We start from the raw sequence: 17258 nt of genomic DNA on the forward strand, positions 1-17258 counted from the left end.
TACGCCGTTTCGCCGATTCCATCAGTCTCCTGAATCTCGGCGGCGGACGACTTCCGGGCATTTTAAAGGCTGTTCTGCCGCATCTGGGATCAAGCAGTTGGTTGAACACGAAGCGGATGCTCTTTAAGCATTTTTCCTTCGGAGACTTTTGAGGAGGGGATTTCATTGGAGAAAGTGGACATTTTTAAAGACATTGCCGAACGCACCGGAGGAGACATTTATCTTGGGGTCGTCGGCGCAGTCCGAACAGGAAAATCAACGTTTATCAAGCGGTTTATGGAGACGATTGTTCTGCCAAACATTACAAGTGAGGCGGACCGTGCCCGCGCCGTAGACGAGTTGCCGCAAAGTGCGGCAGGAAAGACGATCATGACGACGGAGCCTAAATTCGTACCGAATAATGCCGTCCAGATCAAAGTAACGGAAGGACTGGACGTGAATGTACGTCTGGTTGACTGTGTAGGATATGCAGTAGAAGGAGCAAAAGGTTACGAGGATGAAAATGGTCCGAGAATGATCTCCACACCATGGTTCGAAGAACCCATTCCTTTTCAGGAAGCGGCAGAAATTGGTACGCGCAAGGTTATTCAGGAGCATTCGACGCTCGGTGTGGTAGTCACTACAGACGGCACGATTGCGGAAATCCCGCGCAGCTCTTATGTAGAGTCGGAGGAACGCGTCATTGAGGAGTTGAAGGAAGTTGGCAAACCATTTGTTTTGGTTATCAACTCCACGCATCCGCGCAGTGATGAAACACTCCAGCTTCGCAGTGAGCTGGCTGCCAAGTACGATATACCAGTCATGACACTTAGCGCGGCGACTATGACGGAAGATGATGTTACAGGCGTACTTCGTGAAGTATTGTATGAATTTCCGGTGCACGAGGTGAATGTGAACCTGCCGAGCTGGGTCATGGTACTGAACGAAGAGCACTGGCTGCGTAGCAATTATGAAAATTCCGTTCGCGATACGGTTAAAGATATTCGACGCCTGCGTGATGTAGATCGAGTGGTTGGCCAGTTTATGGAATATGAATTCATCGACAGGGCCGGGTTGAGCGGGATGAATATGGGGCAGGGCGTAGCTGAAATTGATCTGTATGCTCCCGATGAGCTGTATGACCAGATTTTGGTCGAAGTCGTCGGGGTAGAGATTCGCGGCAAGGATCATTTGCTACAAATGATGCAGGATTTTGCCCATGCCAAACGGGAGTACGACCGCTTCGCCGAGGCGCTGGAAATGGTCAAGACAACGGGATATGGCATTGCCGCGCCGTCATTGTCCGAGATGGCACTAGACGATCCGCAGTTGATTCGTCAGGGTACAAGATTTGGTGTGCGGCTCAAGGCAACAGCACCTTCCATACACATGATCCGTGTCGATGTGGAATCGGAATTTGCTCCGATTATCGGAACAGAGAAGCAAAGTGAGGAGCTTATGCGCTACCTGATGCAGGATTTTGAGAATGACCCAATCAAAATTTGGGAGTCAGACATTTTCGGACGTTCGCTGCATTCCATTGTACGGGAAGGCATTCAGGGTAAAATCGCCATGATGCCGGACAATGCACGCTATAAGCTGCAGGAAACGCTGGGTCGTATCATTAACGAAGGCTCCGGCGGTCTCATTGCTATTATTCTTTAAGGCTAAGCCATACCAAAAAATCTTTAAGAGAAATACCGTGGAGAGCAATTGGCTCTCTATGGTTCGCAAAAACAAAATATTAGACTGACTTCTAAAACCAGACAGGGGTAGTCATGGACGAGAAAATAAAGTCCTAGACTACCTCTGTTTTTATTGAGCTTTTCGTTTCTCCTAGCGGGATTTAGGTTCAAATGTAACAATCCGATTAATGAGTTTCACAAGTGAAGGCATCGTGGAAGGAAATTGGAACCATTGCCCAACAACTGATAGAGCGGAAGTTCTCCGGTAAAGCAGTGCTCCAAATAAGTTAGATGTAAGGTCCTCATATTTAAAATAAACAAACAGAATTGTATCTTCGGACTAGGCTCCGCCTTGATTTCAAATTTAAGCAGCAACCGTTTTCCGGTATTCAATCGGGGGACGGTTGTTTGTTGTGTTTTGGCCTATAAAACCGGAAATTTTTCTATATTTCATAAAACCTATTTACATACTTGGTTTAAAACGATATATTAAGTATCAAATTTGAATCATTTTGTGGATTGAACGAGGGGGAAATGAAATCATGGATATCCAAAAAGAGCTCCAAAGAAACAAAAAGCTAGGGCTAGGGGCTATCATGCTACTGGTGCTGGTTTTGCTGGTCACTGCATGTGGCGTGCCGAAAACAGAGAGCGGCACTCAAGGGACAAGCACTGCGGGATCGAATACAACAAACGGAAAAACGGACAATTTAAATCTAAAGGGTAAACGGGTTGCGTTGATCATGGAGTTTAACACGGGCACATTTTCGCAACAGTATGTTCAAGGCGTGGAAGAGGAAGTTAAGAAATTTGGCGGTACGCTGACTAAGTTTGTGGCAGATAACGATAAGGCTAAAATGGCTTCTCTGCTTGATAGTGCGATTAACCAGCAGTTTGATGTCATTTTGACTGATCACGGTGATGCATTGCTGGAGACAGGGCTGAAAAAAGCAATTTCCCGCAATATTCCGGTTATCGTGTTCGATGCTGCGGTCAATGTCCCGGGTGCGGTAGTGCTCTCACAGGATGATCAAAGCATGGCTGAGCTGACGCTGGAGCAAATGAAAAAGGATATCGGTGGCAAAGGCAACATTGTGAAAGTATGGGTTGCCGGATTTGCACCGATGGAACGTCGTCAGGTTGCTTATGGTGCATTTTTGAAATCCAATCCGGATATTAAAGAAATTGCGACTTTTGGTTCGGCTCAGAATCCTGCATTGGATACGCAAGCCAAAATGGAAGCTGTATTAAAGCAATATCCTAAGGGCGAAATTACAGCTGTCTGGGCGGCTTGGGATGAATTTGCCAAAGGTGCAGCCCGTGCCATCCAACAAGCGGGACGTACGGAAATTAAAGTCTACGGCATTGACATGAGCGACGAGGACTTGCAAATGATCCAGGACCCGAAAAATCCTTGGGTGGCCTCGGCAGCTGTAGATCCAACAGATATCGGGCGCGTACAAGTGCGCTATGCATATCAGAAGCTGCATGGGGATAATCCGGAGGAGAAAGTCGTACTGAAGGCTGTATATGTGCAACGCGAAGCGCTACCAGATAAGCAAATTTCCACATCCGAACTGTCCCAATATGTGAAGGGATGGGGCCAAAGCGAGCAGGGCTATAAGGATTGGATGAAGGAATATGAAACGTCCAAATAAAATGTTTGCATCATGCAAAAGGCGCGCTTCGGCGCGCTTTTATCATAAGCAGGCGTGAGGGGGCACCATGAGTTCACAAGTATATACATTGGAAATGAAAAAAATCAGCAAACAGTTTGCTGGTGTAGATGCGCTGCGAGCCGTGGATTTTAAGGTGCAGGGTGGCGAAATTCACGCTCTGCTGGGCGCCAACGGGGCAGGGAAAAGCACATTGATGAAGATTTTGTCCGGTGCATATCTATCCGATCAGGGAGTTATCGTAGTTGATGGCAAGGAACTGAACATTAGTTCACCGTGGGAGGCTAAAAGAGCGGGAATTCACTGTGTGTATCAAGAGGTCGATTCAGCGCTTGTACCTCAGTTAACTGTCGCTGAAAATATTGTAATGGACGATTTGTCTGCACTTGATGGTCGATGGTGGGCTGCACCGGGGTCTATGCGAAGACGAGCGCGTGAGGCATTAGCACGTCTGGAGGTAGATATTGACGTACGACGATATGTGTCTGAATTGACGTTGGCAGAAAAACAGCTTGTGCTTATCGCACGCATTTTGACACAGCAAGCAAATACCATCATTTTTGATGAGCCTACGGCGCCGCTCAGCGAGGAAGAAACGCGACGTTTGTTCCGCACAATCCATACACTCAAGGATGAGGGAGTTGCATGTATCCTCATCACACACCGATTGCCAGAGGTTATCGAACACAGTGACCGTGTTACGGTGATGCGTGATGGCGAGCGCGTGTTCACGGGACCTGCTTCTGATTTAAGTGTAGGCGAAATCGTTACGCATATGCTTGGAAAAACATTTGAAGAGGAATTCCCAAAAACAGAGGTACCGATTGGTGAAACGATATTGGAAGCAAAAGGGCTACACAAAGGATTACGAGTGCACGGCGTTGATTTACAGGCCCGACGTGGTGAAATTCTCTCTATTGTGGGTTTGGTTGGTGCAGGCAAGACGGAGCTGTCACGACTTCTTACAGGAGCAGACAAGCCGGATAAGGGAGAGCTGACCTTTAAAGGTCGCTCCATTCGATTGAGAGAGCCGGCGGATGCGGTAGCTCGAGGAATTGTGTCCATACCCGAGGAGCGACGTAAGCAGGGGGTGCTAATTGAGGAGAGTGTGGAAAGAAACCTTAGCCTTCCGCTATTGGGGAAGCTGAGTGTCCTTGGTTTCATCAGTCGGCGTAAAGAACGAAATAACGGTAATGGGATTGTCGCCTCTCTCGGTATTAAGACGCCATCGCTCCGTCAGAATGTTAAATATTTAAGTGGCGGGAATCAGCAAAAGGTTGCGATTGGGAAATGGCTGCATTCCGGAGCGGATGTATTTGTTTTTGACGAGCCAACCAAGGGTGTGGATATAGGGGCAAAAAGTGATATTTTCCGTATCATTGGCGAGTTGGCGGAGCAAGGAAAAGCGATCATTTATCTAACCTGTGAATTTGCTGAAGGGATTGGCATTGGTGATCGTATTGCAGTGATGTATGATGGCAAAATTATAAAGGAATTTGCGCGGGGCGAAGTGGAACAGGAACAGCTTCTGTTGTATGCTAGCGGCGGTGAAGAGGTGCATTCATGAAGGAAAAATGGTTAAACGTCTCATTTCGTTACGGTGCCGTAGTTGTCATTATAGGTGTGTTGGCGTTTTTTTCATCTACATTACCTTATTTCTGGACGTATGATAATTTAATGGACATTCTTGGATCAATTACCATTGTGACTTTCGTTGCCATTGGTGTGACGTTGTCACTTATTGTGGACGGTTTTGACCTGTCGGTGGGAGCTACAGTATCTTTGACAACGGTCGTTTCAGCTTCTTTGATGGTCTGGTATGAGCAGCCTGTTGCGGTGGTCATTATTGTGTCTCTGGTTGTCGGCGCTTTGGTAGGACTGTTAAATTCATTATTGATCATTAAACTGCGTATTCCTGATTTGCTCGCAACCCTTGCAATCATGTATATTGTAAGCGGGATTCACAAAACGTACGCCCAGGGCTACACCATATACAATCATATGCAGTTTCCCGATGGCAGCAAGGCGCCCGGGGAGATATCCCCTACATTTCTTTTGCTGGGGCAAGGTAAATGGTTGGGTATCCCGATTTCGGTTATTTTACTGTTGCTGGCAGTGGCAGCGGTGCATGTTTTCTTGACCTATACAAAGCATGGGCGTCAAATGTATGTAACGGGTGGGAATATGGAAGCTGCTCGTCTGTCGGGCATACGGGTAAAAAAAGTCCGTACTCTGGCCTATGTTGCTTCAGGCGTATTTGCGGCGATTGCCGGTATTTTGTATGCCTCGCGAGTAGGCTCAGGCCAAATTGACGCGGGTTCCCCTTTACTCATGGAGGCGGTAGCTGCAGTATTCGTCGGTTTTTCGGTCTTTGGTGCTGGTAAACCCAATGTCATTGGTACATTTATTGGTGCGGTATTGATCGGCGTGTTGGTTAATGGACTAACGATGATGAATGTGCAATATTTTGCCCATGATATTGTCAAGGGAGTAGTGCTGGTGCTTGCGCTGGCCGTTACTTTTTACGTGTTAAACCGTCGTCGTACTTGAAATTGTCTGTGGACTGTATTACTATAAACCTTGTTCCACGCAAGAAGGGTGCCATAAAACGCCAGTTTCGGCCTATATTGCGGAGGTTAGGTATATTCTATGTATATTTAACGACGAAACGGAAACAGATGATAACATTATGGAAGGCAGTATGCCGCCCGGGTTATTTTATACAGGCGACTTCATATCGGTCATAACACCGATAACCTTAATGCTGGACTACACTTGAATTGGGAGGTGAATATTATGAATAAAACGGATTTGATCAATCAGGTTTCTGAAAGCACTGAATTGTCCAAAAAGGACGTAACCAAAGCAATCGATGCAGTATTTGAGGCGATCTCTGGAGCGCTGCAAAGCGGAGATAAAGTGCAACTGGTAGGTTTCGGGAACTTTGAGGTTCGTGAACGTTCCGCACGTAAAGGACGTAACCCGCAAACAGGAGAAGAAATCGAAATCCCTGCGAGCAAAATTCCGGCATTTAAACCGGGTAAAGCGCTCAAAGACGGAATTAAATAAGATTTCTTACATATTCCCAATGCGCTGAAAAGACCGTGAATTTGATTCACGGCCTTTTCTTTTTGTCCTGTTTACTTCGTGGTAGAGGTGCTATGGACTGAAGTAGAGGAAGCTGTTCTGGCGTTTCGCGAGGCATAAGCGATCAGCACCAGGGGTTTACCCGTTAGCTCGGCAAATTCATGCTCTAGCTGTTGAAGCCGTTCGATTTGGGCAGGACTGAGATTGGCGGGAAGATAGTTTTTCATCAGATCCGTTCCTTTCTTTAATGGATGGGACTGCACGGATAGTATGGCTCGGGACACGCTAATTGTTGCAGGTAGCGTGGGAAGCATGTAGTTGACAAAACAAGCTTGAATCTCCATCATAAAAAGTATAGCTTTGGCTCTCAGGGAGGAAAAGGACATGGAAGATAACGTGACGGGTAGCAGTGAGTACGTCGTAATTAAAGCAAAAAGCAACGGATGTCAGGTTTTTGGTCTGACCAGAGGTCAGGATACACGCTTGCATCATTCAGAAAAATTGGACAAGGGCGAGGTACTGATCGTCCAATTTACGGATCATACTTCTGCTATTAAAATTCGCGGCAAAGCCGTTGTGATGACCAAGCACGGGGTAGTAGATACGGAGGATTAAAATGCAGGCATAGCCTGCTTTTTTTTGTTGTAGAATGAGAGTGAGGACCTTTACTGTAGCAAACCCACATTATGAGGTAGAGGTCAGGGGAGGCTCTGATGAAACCTTGGATTGTATTCGGTGGCTCCATTCTTATAACCATCGCAGCAGCTGTGTTGCTGCCGTCCTTACAGGTGCTGGACTCAGGAACCGCAGCAGTTCGTGAGACACAGGCGACGATTTCGCCTCAGCAACGGGTGCTGCTGTCGGATGACAATCTGGTGGATACGCTGAATGAGCTACCGTTGACCACACCGATTGCAAGCGCAAGCTGGGAACATTCAGTCCTGACCCTGGATGTCAAGCTGTCCAAGGAAGAAACTGCCCCACTAGAGATTTATCAAAACATGGCGGAGCTTGCCGCTTTTAGCTTTTACGGAACGACGAATGTACGGCAATTGCTGCTTCGGGTGGTGACGCAGGACGAATGGTCAGGAGAACGTCATTTGCTGCTTGCATCCGATATACGCCGGAACGAGTGGACGAACGAGGCATTGGAACAGCTGAGAAGCCGGGAAGGCGCGGAATTGCCAGAGGAATTGAAATCCCGTTTCCGCATTACAGTAACGCCCATGTGGCAAAACAGGTTTAACGGTGTATATACAGATTAGATGTTTCTGCCGGTGGACCTACAGTACTTTAGTCGCGAATCATTTTAAATTGTGATATAATATAAGGCATTGCAATTATTTGAGTATAGCAGAAAGTCATGTCTCGGAGGCTTAGGATGAAACCGTATCGCGTACCCCAATTAGCAAGGAAATATGTGGAATACGACATGATTCAACAACATACGGAAATGCCGGCTTTTCCTGACAGCCGTACCCGTTTGATGTTTGTGTTTTTGAACCGGAATGCGCAGGAGCTGCATGCCAGTGAGGACGAACTGTACGCATTGGTAACCTCACTTGTGCAGATGGGGCTGGATACGCATGATATGATTGATACTCTATCCGGTATACGGAGCCCGGAGGAGATGCGTTCCAGACAGCTGAAAGTGTTAGCTGGGGACTATTTTAGCAGTCGTTTTTATCAGCTGCTTGCACTGGCAGGCCGCATCACGGCCATTTCGAAGCTGAGTGATGCTGTATGTGAAGTGAACGCAGGGAAAATGAGTCTGTACTGGGGAATGAAGCAATTCCGATTGGATGCAACTCAGTATTTAACTCAGATGGTTCGTTTTAAAAAGGAGCTTTTTTTATCATTCACTTCACTTGTAGCAGAACAGGATCAGGAAATTTGGAAGCAGCTTCTCAACAAATTTGCCCTCTGTGATACCTTGGTGGAGGAATGGGGCAAGCGGACAGAACCGGACAAGTCCCGTTTTGGATATATGTTCTGGCATATTTATGGTAACGGGGACCGGAGCGAGCAGGCATTGCTTTCAGAGAGTGGTACTGACACTGAAGCATGGCGTAAGCTGGTTCTGAAATACAAAGCCGAGGATGCGATACTGGACAAGCTTCGCACGGCTGTTACACACATCCGGCAGATTCTGTCAGATGATCAAAATACGGGGATCGAGGAATTTGAACGCATGCTTGAGCCTTTCCTGAAGCTGCTAAATAGTCCGCACCCAGTTGTGAGGGAAGGTTAGGTGAACGTGATGGGATCAAGCGACACCAAGCCGAAAGAGCAATTCGTTCATGGCGTGTTTGAAAGCATAGCAGGTAAATACGATTTGATGAACGATATACTGAGCTTTCGCAGACACAAGGCTTGGCGGAAATTTACGATGAAAAAAATGAACATGCAGCGCGGCGATACGGCAATCGATCTTTGCTGTGGCACATGTGACTGGACGCTTGCGATGGCGCGTGCAAGTGAAAGTGGTCACATCGTAGGACTGGATTTTAGTCAGAACATGCTCAATGTTGGCGAGCGTAAGATTACATCAGAATCCCGTGAAAAGCAAATTAAGCTTGTTCAGGGCAACGCGATGGAACTACCTTTTGAAGATAATTCATTTGATTATGCGACGATTGGTTTCGGTCTGCGCAACGTGCCTGATCTGCGCCATGTGTTACAGGAGATGCAACGAGTCGTCAAACCTGGCGGGCAGGTCGTATGTCTGGAATTGTCCAAACCTACTTGGCAGCCGTTCAAGGGAATTTACTACACATATTTTCAACACATCTTGCCCATGCTCGGCAAATTGTTCGCCAAACGTTATGAGCAGTATAAATGGCTCCCTGATTCGTTGGCGCTTTTTCCAGGAAGGGATGAGTTGGCTGACATCTTCCGTGAAGTCGGATTGAAGGATGTTCAGGCTCATTCACTCACCGGAGGCATTGCGGCATTGCACATTGGAATCAAGGAGAGTCAGCATGTTTAAGAAAATCGCTATTTTTTTGGAAATGATTAAAATTGAACATACGTTATTTGCGCTCCCATTTGCATTCATGGGGGCTGTATTGGGGTCTGTTATCGTGACAGGCAACCTTCCCTCCTGGCCGCAGATCGGCTGGATCCTGCTAGCTATGGTTGGCGCACGTAGCGCGGCTTTTGGCTTCAATCGTATGATTGACCGGGTGATTGACGGGAAAAATCCGCGCACAGCAGGACGCGCTATCCCGGCGGGGTTGCTCAAATCGAGCGAAGTGGTGATTTTTATTATCGTCAGTTTGGTGTTGTTATTCTGGGCATCATTCAAGTTAAGTCCGCTGGCGTTCAAGCTGTTTCCGCTGGCCTTTTTTATGCTTGTTTTTTACTCTTACACCAAGCGTTTCACTTGGCTTTGCCATATTGTACTTGGTCTGACCATTGGTTTGGCGCCACTAGGCGCGTGGGTTGCAGTAACGGGACAAATAGATTTGACCGCTATCGTACTATATCTCACGATTGCATTTTGGACGGCGGGATTTGATGTAATTTATGCTTGTCAGGATATAGATTTTGACCAAAACGAAGGAGTTTATTCTATTCCTGCCCGTTTTGGCGTAGCAGGTGCGTTGAACATCGCTCGGGCATTCCACGTCATTACGGCGATCGGATTTATTGTACTGTTCTTTATTGCAGATTTAAGCTGGTGGTATCTGGCGGGCATGATTATTTCGTATATCATTTTATTTTATGAACACTATATTGTATCTCCAAAAGATTTGAGTCGTTTGCAGACGGCATTCTTTACTATGAACGGTGTACTTAGCACTGTCGTATTTGCCTTTACACTGATTGATTTGGTGGTGCGTCAATACTAATGAATAATCAGGTGAGCGGACATCAAGGCAAACGAATCGTTATTGGCATTACAGGCGCGAGCGGAAGCATTTATGGTGTGCGACTGGTAGAGACTCTGCTGGACTTGCAATACACAGTTCACCTGATCGTTTCCAATGCTGGCTGGCGGGTATTGAAAGAGGAGTTGGGCTGGAATGTGACTGACCGGGAAGGGGCTTTGAATGAACAATTCGGAGGCCGTCCCGGTTCTCTTGTATACCATCCGTTCACAGATATTGGAGCTTCGATCGCAAGCGGCTCTTATTTGGTGGATGCGATGATTATCATGCCATGCTCGATGGGGACGTTGTCAGCAGTAGCACACGGTTCGTCCGATAATCTCATGGCAAGGGCAGCGGACGTGATGATGAAGGAAGGTCGTCCGCTGATCCTTGTGCCTCGTGAGACGCCTCTACATGCCATTCATTTGGAAAACATGCTTAAGCTTGCGAGACTCGGCGTCAAAATGATTCCGGCTATGCCGGCTTTTTACTTTCATCCGAAAACGCTGGATGATATTGTGCTGTTCCTCGTAGGCAAAGTATTGGACAGCTTGCGTATAGAACATCAACTGTTTACGAGATGGGGGGATTCCGATGCCGACACCGGACACCAAGACAATCACAATCGGAAAAATTAAATATACAAACGCTTGGCCTATTTTTCATTTTTTTAATCCTTCTAAGCTTCTCCATTCGGCGGAGATGGTTTCTAAAGTTCCGGCTGAATTGAATCGAGGTATGCTGAATGGGAGTTTGGATATCAGTGCGATGTCCTCCTTTGCGTATGCATCGGGTGCTGAGGAAATGCTATTGTTGCCGGATTTATCCGTCAGTGCAGATGGTCCTGTGCAATCCATTCTACTATTTTCACGCAAGCCGCTGGACGAAATCAAAAACGGAACCATCGCACTAACGAATACGTCTGCTACATCCGTGAATTTGTTGAAAATTTTGATGCAAAAGGCATGGGAAGGTCAGCCTTCCTATTTTGACTGTGAACCGGATCTTGACTTGATGCTGGAACAGGCAGATGCAGGGCTACTGATTGGAGATCACGCGATTAAGGCATCTTGGCGAAGCGAAGGTCTGTATGTTACGGACCTCGGAGAAGAGTGGAAGCGCTGGACGGGCTATAGTATGACTTTTGCTGTATGGGCAGTACGACGTGCTGTTGCTGCTCAAAATCCCGCGGCGGTGGCTGAAATTGCAAGTGCGTTCCGCGCAAGCAAGCAGCGTAGTCTGTCGGACCTGACGCCTGTTATTTCTGAAGCATGCGAGGAAATTGGAGGTCTGAGAGATTATTGGGAGCGCTACTTTACTAATCTGTGTTATGATTTTGGAGAGAAGCAACAACAAGGTTTAGAGCTTTATTTTCAGTATGCGCATGAACTGGGGCTGCTTGACCGACGAGTAAAGCCGCTTCTCTGGAGTGACAATACGCTGACACGGGTGAAAGAATGAAACGATTGGATTTGTTCGGTTTATTAAAGAAGGATATGAACTTTATAGAAGAAGAGTTGTATCGCAGTATCGACAGTACGGAGCCGTTGATTAATGATACGTCGCTTCATCTGCTTAAAGCAGGGGGCAAGCGTTTGCGTCCCGTATTTGTATTGCTGGGAGGCAAGTTTGGAGAATATGATCTGGACAAGCTCAAGCGTATAGCGGTACCTCTGGAACTGATTCATTCTGCCTCTCTCGTTCACGACGATGTGATTGACGATGCGGAAATGAGACGCGGTCAACCCACCGTGAAGTCCAAATGGGACAATCGGGTGGCTATGTACACCGGAGACTACATATATGCACGTGCGCTGTCTATTGCTGCTGGACTGCCGAATCCCGACATTCACCGGGTACTGTCTAAAGCGCTAGTGCAGATGTCCATTGGTGAAATGGAACAAATTCGTGATTTTTTTAATGTGGATCAGAGTGTGCGTAATTATTTGCTTCGCATACGGCGCAAAACGGCATTATTGATTGCGGTTAGTTGCCAGTTGGGAGCTATGGCTGCAGGGGCACGGGAAAGTATCAATTCCCTGCTGTACAGCTACGGCTATAACGTAGGTATGGCTTTTCAAATTCAGGATGATCTGCTCGATCTGTGTGGCACGGAAAAAAAGATTGGCAAGCCGCCGGGCAGCGATATGAGACAGGGGAATATTACGCTTCCGGTGATTTATGCGCTCGAACAGCCTGAGTTGCGTGCCGATCTACTGGCTGAAATCCGCCGCATTCAGGATGGAGATGGGCAAGGAGATGCACGCAAAGCGGTGGATATGATCAAAAAAAGTGAAGGAATCGCTAAAGCTGAAATTCTCGCCGACCGATATATTAATAAAGCGCTAAACGCGCTGGACTTACTACCAGATGTCAAAACAAAAAAGACGCTACGCGATATTGCTCATTTTGTAACACGCCGCTCCTACTAAAGTTGTGTTTTGGGTTTGCTGTGACAAAATACTTTAACCGTTTCCAAGCTTTCTGTTACAATACAGTTTAGTACTGTATAAATACATTAGATTGGATTGGGAGTGAGCTGATGGATCGTACTTTTTTGATGGTTAAACCGGATGGTGTACAACGTGGACTGATTGGACGTATCATCAGTCGTCTGGAAGACAAAGGCTTCAAAATGGCGGCTGGCAAGCTTGTGCAAGTATCAAGAGAACAGGCAGAACGGCATTATGCAGAGCATGTGGGCAAGCCTTTTTTTGAAGAGCTTGTAGGTTTTATTACATCAGGCCCTGTGTTTGCTATGGTATGGGAAGGGGATAACATCGTTACGCTTTCCCGCTTGTTGATTGGTAAAACGCAAGTAACCGAAGCACTTCCGGGCACAATTCGTGGAGATTTTGCAGCACATACACCGTTTAACCTCATTCATGGTTCAGATTCACCGGAGAGCGCAGAGCGCGAGATTGCAAATTTTTTCCTGCCGGAAGAATCCGTTCGGTATGAAAAAAGTGTGGCGACCTGGGTGTAAGTTTAATTACGTATGAAGAAGGATGGTAGCATGACGGATATGGAACTGGGTCAGACGGACCCCGATTACACAGCGTTTATCCGCAAAATCAAGGACAGCACAGGTATTGATCTTGCACAATACAAAGAAGCACAGATGAAAAGGCGGTTAACTACGCTTCGCAACAAAAACGGGTTTCCCAGTTTTGTTTCTTTTTATGATGCCATGATGAAGGAAAAACCTCTATTCTATGAATTTCTGGATCGGATGACGATCAATGTTTCGGAATTTTGGCGAAATCCCAATCGGTGGGAAGTACTGCGGGATACAATCTTGCCACAACTGCTTGTGGGGAAGCAGAAGCTTAAGCTGTGGAGTGCGGCCTGCTCGACTGGTGAAGAGCCTTATAGCTTGGCTATGGTTCTCGACGGTAAAGGTATTTTGGGGAATTGCTCCATTACAGCTTCCGACATTGATGATGGTGCATTGGCAAAAGCCAAGGAAGGTAAATATTTGGAGCGTTCGCTCAAGGATGTACCTGAGCAGGTAGCTAGCAAATATTTCAAGCCAGATGGTGCGATGTATCGAATTGATGACCGTTTGAAACAAGCTGTGAAATTTCAAAAGCAAAACTTGCTGCTGGATCGGTTTGAGGATGGCTATGATCTCATTATCTGCCGAAATGTAATGATTTATTTTACAGAAGAGGCCAAACATACGTTGTATCAAAAGTTTGCAGCCAGTCTTCGTCCCGGCGGTGTGTTATTTGTCGGTAGCACAGAGCAAATCTTTTCTCCTAACCAATATGGTCTGGAATCGACGGAAACCTTTTTTTATCGCAAAAAAGCATAGCCTGCATATATCATCCAAAGTTTTGTAGGAACTTATTTATATCTTTGAGTAATTGATGGTTGGCTTATCAGCAAAGCACGTCCTTTAGCCCCTTTGGCTAAGAGGCGTGTTTTTGTTTATCTGCATACACGTGGCTTTTCTTGTCAAAGAAAGGTGCGTATACTATAATGAAGCACAGTTAAAGATTTTAGCGATGCACAGTTTAACAGTTTAAAGGGGGAACGCGTCATGAGTTTACGTTATTTAACCGCGGGGGAAACGCATGGTCCCCAGCTAACTGCCATTGTAGAGGGTATGCCAAGCAATTTAAAATTGGATTTTGAGGAATTGAATTTTCAGCTGCACCGTCGTCAGAAAGGGTATGGACGGGGTCGGCGTATGCAGATTGAAAAAGATACGGCGAAGATTGCCGGAGGCGTACGTCACGGCTATACCACAGGTGCACCGATTGCGCTGGTTGTGGAAAATAACGATTGGAAGCACTGGCAGAACATTATGAATATTGAGCCTATTGAAGGCAGTGATGAAGAAAAGCGTCGGGTTCACCGACCACGTCCGGGTCATGCGGATTTGAATGGCGGAATGAAATATAACCTGAAGGATCTTCGTAACGTGCTGGAACGCTCCAGTGCACGCGAAACAGCAATTCGTGTGGCATGCGGCGGTTTGGCCCGTCAATTGCTGGCTGAGTTCGGAATCAAGGTGGCAGGTCAGGTCATCCGCATTGGGGAGATCGAAGCTCCTTACTGTGATTTGCCGATTGATGAGCTGATTGCCGTGACAGAAGCCTCTTCGGTTAGAGTTACCGATCCAGAAACCGAAAAGAAAATGGAAGCATACATTGATCTGATCAAGCAAGAAGGTGATTCAGTCGGTGGGGTAGTGGAATGTATTGTAGAAGGTGTTCCGATTGGTCTGGGCAGCCATGTACAGTATGATCGGAAGCTGGATGCACGTATCGCACAAGGCGTCATGTCGATTAATGCATTTAAAGGCGTGGAAATCGGCATTGGCTTTGAAGCAGGTGAATTGCGCGGTTCACAGGTGCATGACGAGATCCTATATGATGAGGAACGTGGATATCACCGTCGTACCAATCGTTTGGGTGGTTTTGAGGGTGGCATGACGAATGGAATGCCAGTTGTGGTTCGTGGCGTAATGAAGCCGATCCCTACACTCTACAAGCCTCTGCAAAGCGTCGACATTGATACAAAGGAAGCGTTCACTGCACAGGTTGAGCGTTCGGATGCATGTGCAGTGCCAGCGGCAAGCGTAGTCATGGAGCATGTCGTAGCTTGGGAGATTGCGAAAGCTTTGCTAGAAAAATTCGGTGGGGATTCGATTGAAGAGATTCGCGCGAATATTGCATCCTACGAAGAACAACTGGGGCGGTACTAAGATGAGTACGCTGACGGTACAGCTTGGCGAACGTTCTTATCCTATTCATATCGGACGAGGGCTGTTACATCGAGCCGGAGAGTTGTTGAAGGAACGAGGAATTGCGCAAAAAAGCCCGTTGTTGATTGTTTCTGACGAAAATGTAGCGGGATTCTACTTGGCAACATTGGAGAGCAATCTTCAGGCATCTGGCTACAAGACGGTGTCCTTTGTCGTTAAGCCAGGTGAAACCTCCAAGTCGCTTGCTGTATTTGAGCAGGTCATAACAGCAGCCATTGAGGGCGGCTTGGATCGCAATTCAGCCGTTATTGCACTTGGTGGTGGTGTGGTGGGCGATTTGGCTGGATTTGTGGCGGCTTCTTATATGAGAGGTGTCAAGTTTGTACAGATCCCCACTACGATCCTTGCCCATGACAGTAGCGTGGGCGGTAAGGTTGGCATCAATCATCCTTTGGCGAAAAATATGATAGGAGCGTTTCATCAACCGGAACTCGTGCTGTATGACGTAGATACGTTGTCAACATTACCTCCTCGTGAGGTATCTGCGGGGCTTGCTGAAATGATCAAGCATGGCTTGATCTGGGATGCTGATTTCGCCCAGTGGTGCCGTGACCATGCGACTGATTTACTTGCGCTGGATGCGACAGCTCTGGAGTACGGTCTGGAAAAGGGATGTTCCGTAAAAGCCGAAGTGGTGTCACGCGATGAACGAGAAAATGATTTACGCGCTATTCTAAACCTAGGTCATACGATTGGTCATGCGATTGAAGCCATTGCGGGATATGGTGAATTTTTACACGGGGAAGCCATTTCTATTGGTATGGTCGGCTCCGCACTTCTGGGTGTGAAGCTGGGTGCAGATTCTTCTTTGGTAGATGAAACGAAGGATATGTTGTCTTCGCTACGGCTACCGACCTCCCTTCCGTCACATCTCGATACAGATCGGCTGCTGGACGCAATGATGCATGACAAAAAGTTCAAAGAAGGCAGCATTACTTTTGTCGTCCCACGTAGCATCGGGCACGTGGAGGTTGTGAAGGATATTTCCGTCTCTTACATCCGACAAGTTATTGAACAGTTAAAAGAGGGGGCGTAACGATGTACAATCGGGGAATTCGTGGCGCGACGACCGTAGTGAATAATGAAGAAAACGAAATTTTGGAAGCAACATGCCAACTACTGGAGGAAATTGTATCCTACAATGAAATTCAGCCGGAGGATATTAGTAACGTATGGATTACGGTGACCCATGACCTGGATACTGCCTTTCCAGCCAAGGCCATTCGTCAGCTTGATGGCTGGGATATGGTTCCGCTCATGTGTGCATTAGAAATTCCTGTGGCAGGCAGTTTACCCAAGTGCATCCGTTTGATGGTACAGGTGAACACCGATAAATCCCAGCGGGAAATTAAACATGTATATTTGAACGGAGCACAGGCATTAAGACCGGATCTGGCTTCCCAAGGGAAATAAGTGCCCGTTTTTAAAGTTGATGGTTGCCAAAGTAACATCCCATGAGATATAGTGTGTGTAGCAGAGTTAAGTAGAGTAGAGTTAGCCAGAGACAGAGTTGAGATGAGAAGAGTGCAGCCTTAGCCAATTCCATATGAGATTATTACAGAGATCGGCGGTAGCGGGTAAGCTTTTGTCTATGAAGAGATATTCTTCTACAGAGAAGCTTATTTGAGGCAACCTGCGCGGTTAGACAAAAGGGATGAGTGTATACTTATCTATTTGCTGT

Annotated in this window: 19 protein-coding genes; 18 read left to right on the forward strand and 1 reads right to left on the reverse strand. The window is 46.9% G+C overall.

Going from position 1 to position 17258, the window contains the following annotated elements:
* Nucleotides 1-165 precede the first annotated feature (165 nt).
* The 5 genes from spoIVA (at nt 166) to C1T21_RS14370 (ending at nt 6409) form a co-directional block, all read left to right on the forward strand.
* Complete coding sequence (gene spoIVA / locus C1T21_RS14350; protein ID WP_023989182.1) at nt 166-1644, forward strand: stage IV sporulation protein A; 1479 nt, start codon at nt 166-168, stop codon at nt 1642-1644.
* A gap of 562 nt (nt 1645-2206) precedes the next feature.
* Nucleotides 2207-3322, forward strand: coding sequence for a sugar ABC transporter substrate-binding protein (locus C1T21_RS14355; RefSeq protein ID WP_103048731.1), 1116 nt, complete (start codon nt 2207-2209; stop codon nt 3320-3322).
* A gap of 67 nt (nt 3323-3389) precedes the next feature.
* Nucleotides 3390-4907 (forward strand): sugar ABC transporter ATP-binding protein, encoded by a 1518-nt coding sequence (locus C1T21_RS14360; RefSeq protein ID WP_103048732.1) that lies wholly within the window; start codon nt 3390-3392, stop codon nt 4905-4907.
* A complete protein-coding gene (locus C1T21_RS14365; RefSeq protein WP_103048733.1) occupies nt 4904-5890 on the forward strand; it encodes an ABC transporter permease in 987 nt (328 codons plus the stop codon). Before C1T21_RS14360 ends, C1T21_RS14365 begins: the two co-directional genes overlap by 4 nt.
* Before the next feature lie 246 nt (nt 5891-6136).
* Nucleotides 6137-6409 carry an HU family DNA-binding protein gene (locus C1T21_RS14370; RefSeq protein WP_013310732.1) on the forward strand — a complete coding sequence of 91 codons (273 nt, stop codon included), beginning with the start codon at nt 6137-6139 and terminating at the stop codon, nt 6407-6409.
* Between the two features lie 71 nt (nt 6410-6480).
* Here the strand turns inward: C1T21_RS14370 and C1T21_RS27035 are convergent, their stop codons facing one another.
* Nucleotides 6481-6654 (reverse strand): hypothetical protein, encoded by a 174-nt coding sequence (locus C1T21_RS27035; protein WP_180984590.1) that lies wholly within the window; start codon nt 6652-6654, stop codon nt 6481-6483.
* Nucleotides 6655-6811: 157 nt separating this feature from the next.
* On the opposite strand from C1T21_RS27035, the gene mtrB reads away from it, so the two are divergent.
* From mtrB to aroH, 13 genes are all read left to right on the forward strand, one after another.
* The gene (mtrB, locus tag C1T21_RS14375; protein WP_013310730.1) at nt 6812-7042 is read left to right on the forward strand and encodes a trp RNA-binding attenuation protein MtrB; all 231 of its coding nucleotides are present in this window, start codon (nt 6812-6814) and stop codon (nt 7040-7042) included.
* Nucleotides 7043-7140: 98 nt separating this feature from the next.
* Nucleotides 7141-7692, forward strand: a complete 552-nt coding sequence (locus C1T21_RS14380; protein WP_061829217.1) for a hypothetical protein — start codon at nt 7141-7143, stop codon at nt 7690-7692.
* Nucleotides 7693-7808: 116 nt separating this feature from the next.
* On the forward strand, nt 7809-8678 hold the full coding sequence (locus C1T21_RS14385; RefSeq protein WP_103048734.1) for a heptaprenyl diphosphate synthase component 1: 870 nt from the start codon (nt 7809-7811) through the stop codon (nt 8676-8678).
* A gap of 9 nt (nt 8679-8687) precedes the next feature.
* Nucleotides 8688-9416: a demethylmenaquinone methyltransferase gene (locus C1T21_RS14390; RefSeq protein ID WP_103048735.1), complete on the forward strand. Its 729-nt coding sequence runs from the start codon at nt 8688-8690 to the stop codon at nt 9414-9416.
* Entirely contained in the window at nt 9409-10281 is an 873-nt protein-coding gene (locus C1T21_RS14395; RefSeq protein WP_028540635.1) for a UbiA-like polyprenyltransferase, read from the forward strand. Before C1T21_RS14390 ends, C1T21_RS14395 begins: the two co-directional genes overlap by 8 nt.
* On the forward strand, nt 10281-10940 hold the full coding sequence (locus C1T21_RS14400; protein WP_061829214.1) for a UbiX family flavin prenyltransferase: 660 nt from the start codon (nt 10281-10283) through the stop codon (nt 10938-10940). Before C1T21_RS14395 ends, C1T21_RS14400 begins: the two co-directional genes overlap by 1 nt.
* Nucleotides 10897-11763 carry a menaquinone biosynthetic enzyme MqnA/MqnD family protein gene (locus C1T21_RS14405; protein ID WP_103048736.1) on the forward strand — a complete coding sequence of 289 codons (867 nt, stop codon included), beginning with the start codon at nt 10897-10899 and terminating at the stop codon, nt 11761-11763. The genes C1T21_RS14400 and C1T21_RS14405 overlap by 44 nt, the downstream gene beginning before the upstream one ends.
* Complete coding sequence (locus C1T21_RS14410; protein ID WP_061829212.1) at nt 11760-12734, forward strand: polyprenyl synthetase family protein; 975 nt, start codon at nt 11760-11762, stop codon at nt 12732-12734. The genes C1T21_RS14405 and C1T21_RS14410 overlap by 4 nt, the downstream gene beginning before the upstream one ends.
* A gap of 110 nt (nt 12735-12844) precedes the next feature.
* Nucleotides 12845-13288 (forward strand): nucleoside-diphosphate kinase, encoded by a 444-nt coding sequence (gene ndk, locus C1T21_RS14415; protein ID WP_061829211.1) that lies wholly within the window; start codon nt 12845-12847, stop codon nt 13286-13288.
* 30 nt (nt 13289-13318) lie between these two features.
* Nucleotides 13319-14119, forward strand: a complete 801-nt coding sequence (locus C1T21_RS14420) for a CheR family methyltransferase (protein ID WP_023989169.1) — start codon at nt 13319-13321, stop codon at nt 14117-14119.
* A gap of 228 nt (nt 14120-14347) precedes the next feature.
* Complete coding sequence (aroC, locus tag C1T21_RS14425; protein WP_103048737.1) at nt 14348-15517, forward strand: chorismate synthase; 1170 nt, start codon at nt 14348-14350, stop codon at nt 15515-15517.
* Between the two features lies 1 nt (nt 15518).
* Nucleotides 15519-16613, forward strand: coding sequence for a 3-dehydroquinate synthase (gene aroB, locus C1T21_RS14430; protein WP_103048738.1), 1095 nt, complete (start codon nt 15519-15521; stop codon nt 16611-16613).
* Between the two features lie 2 nt (nt 16614-16615).
* Nucleotides 16616-16990 (forward strand): chorismate mutase, encoded by a 375-nt coding sequence (gene aroH, locus C1T21_RS14435; protein WP_013310718.1) that lies wholly within the window; start codon nt 16616-16618, stop codon nt 16988-16990.
* The last annotated feature ends 268 nt before the right edge of the window (nt 16991-17258 follow it).

Origin of the sequence: Paenibacillus sp. F4 (genome assembly GCF_002894905.1) — a bacterium.
Taxonomy (GTDB): domain Bacteria; phylum Bacillota; class Bacilli; order Paenibacillales; family Paenibacillaceae; genus Paenibacillus; species Paenibacillus polymyxa_B.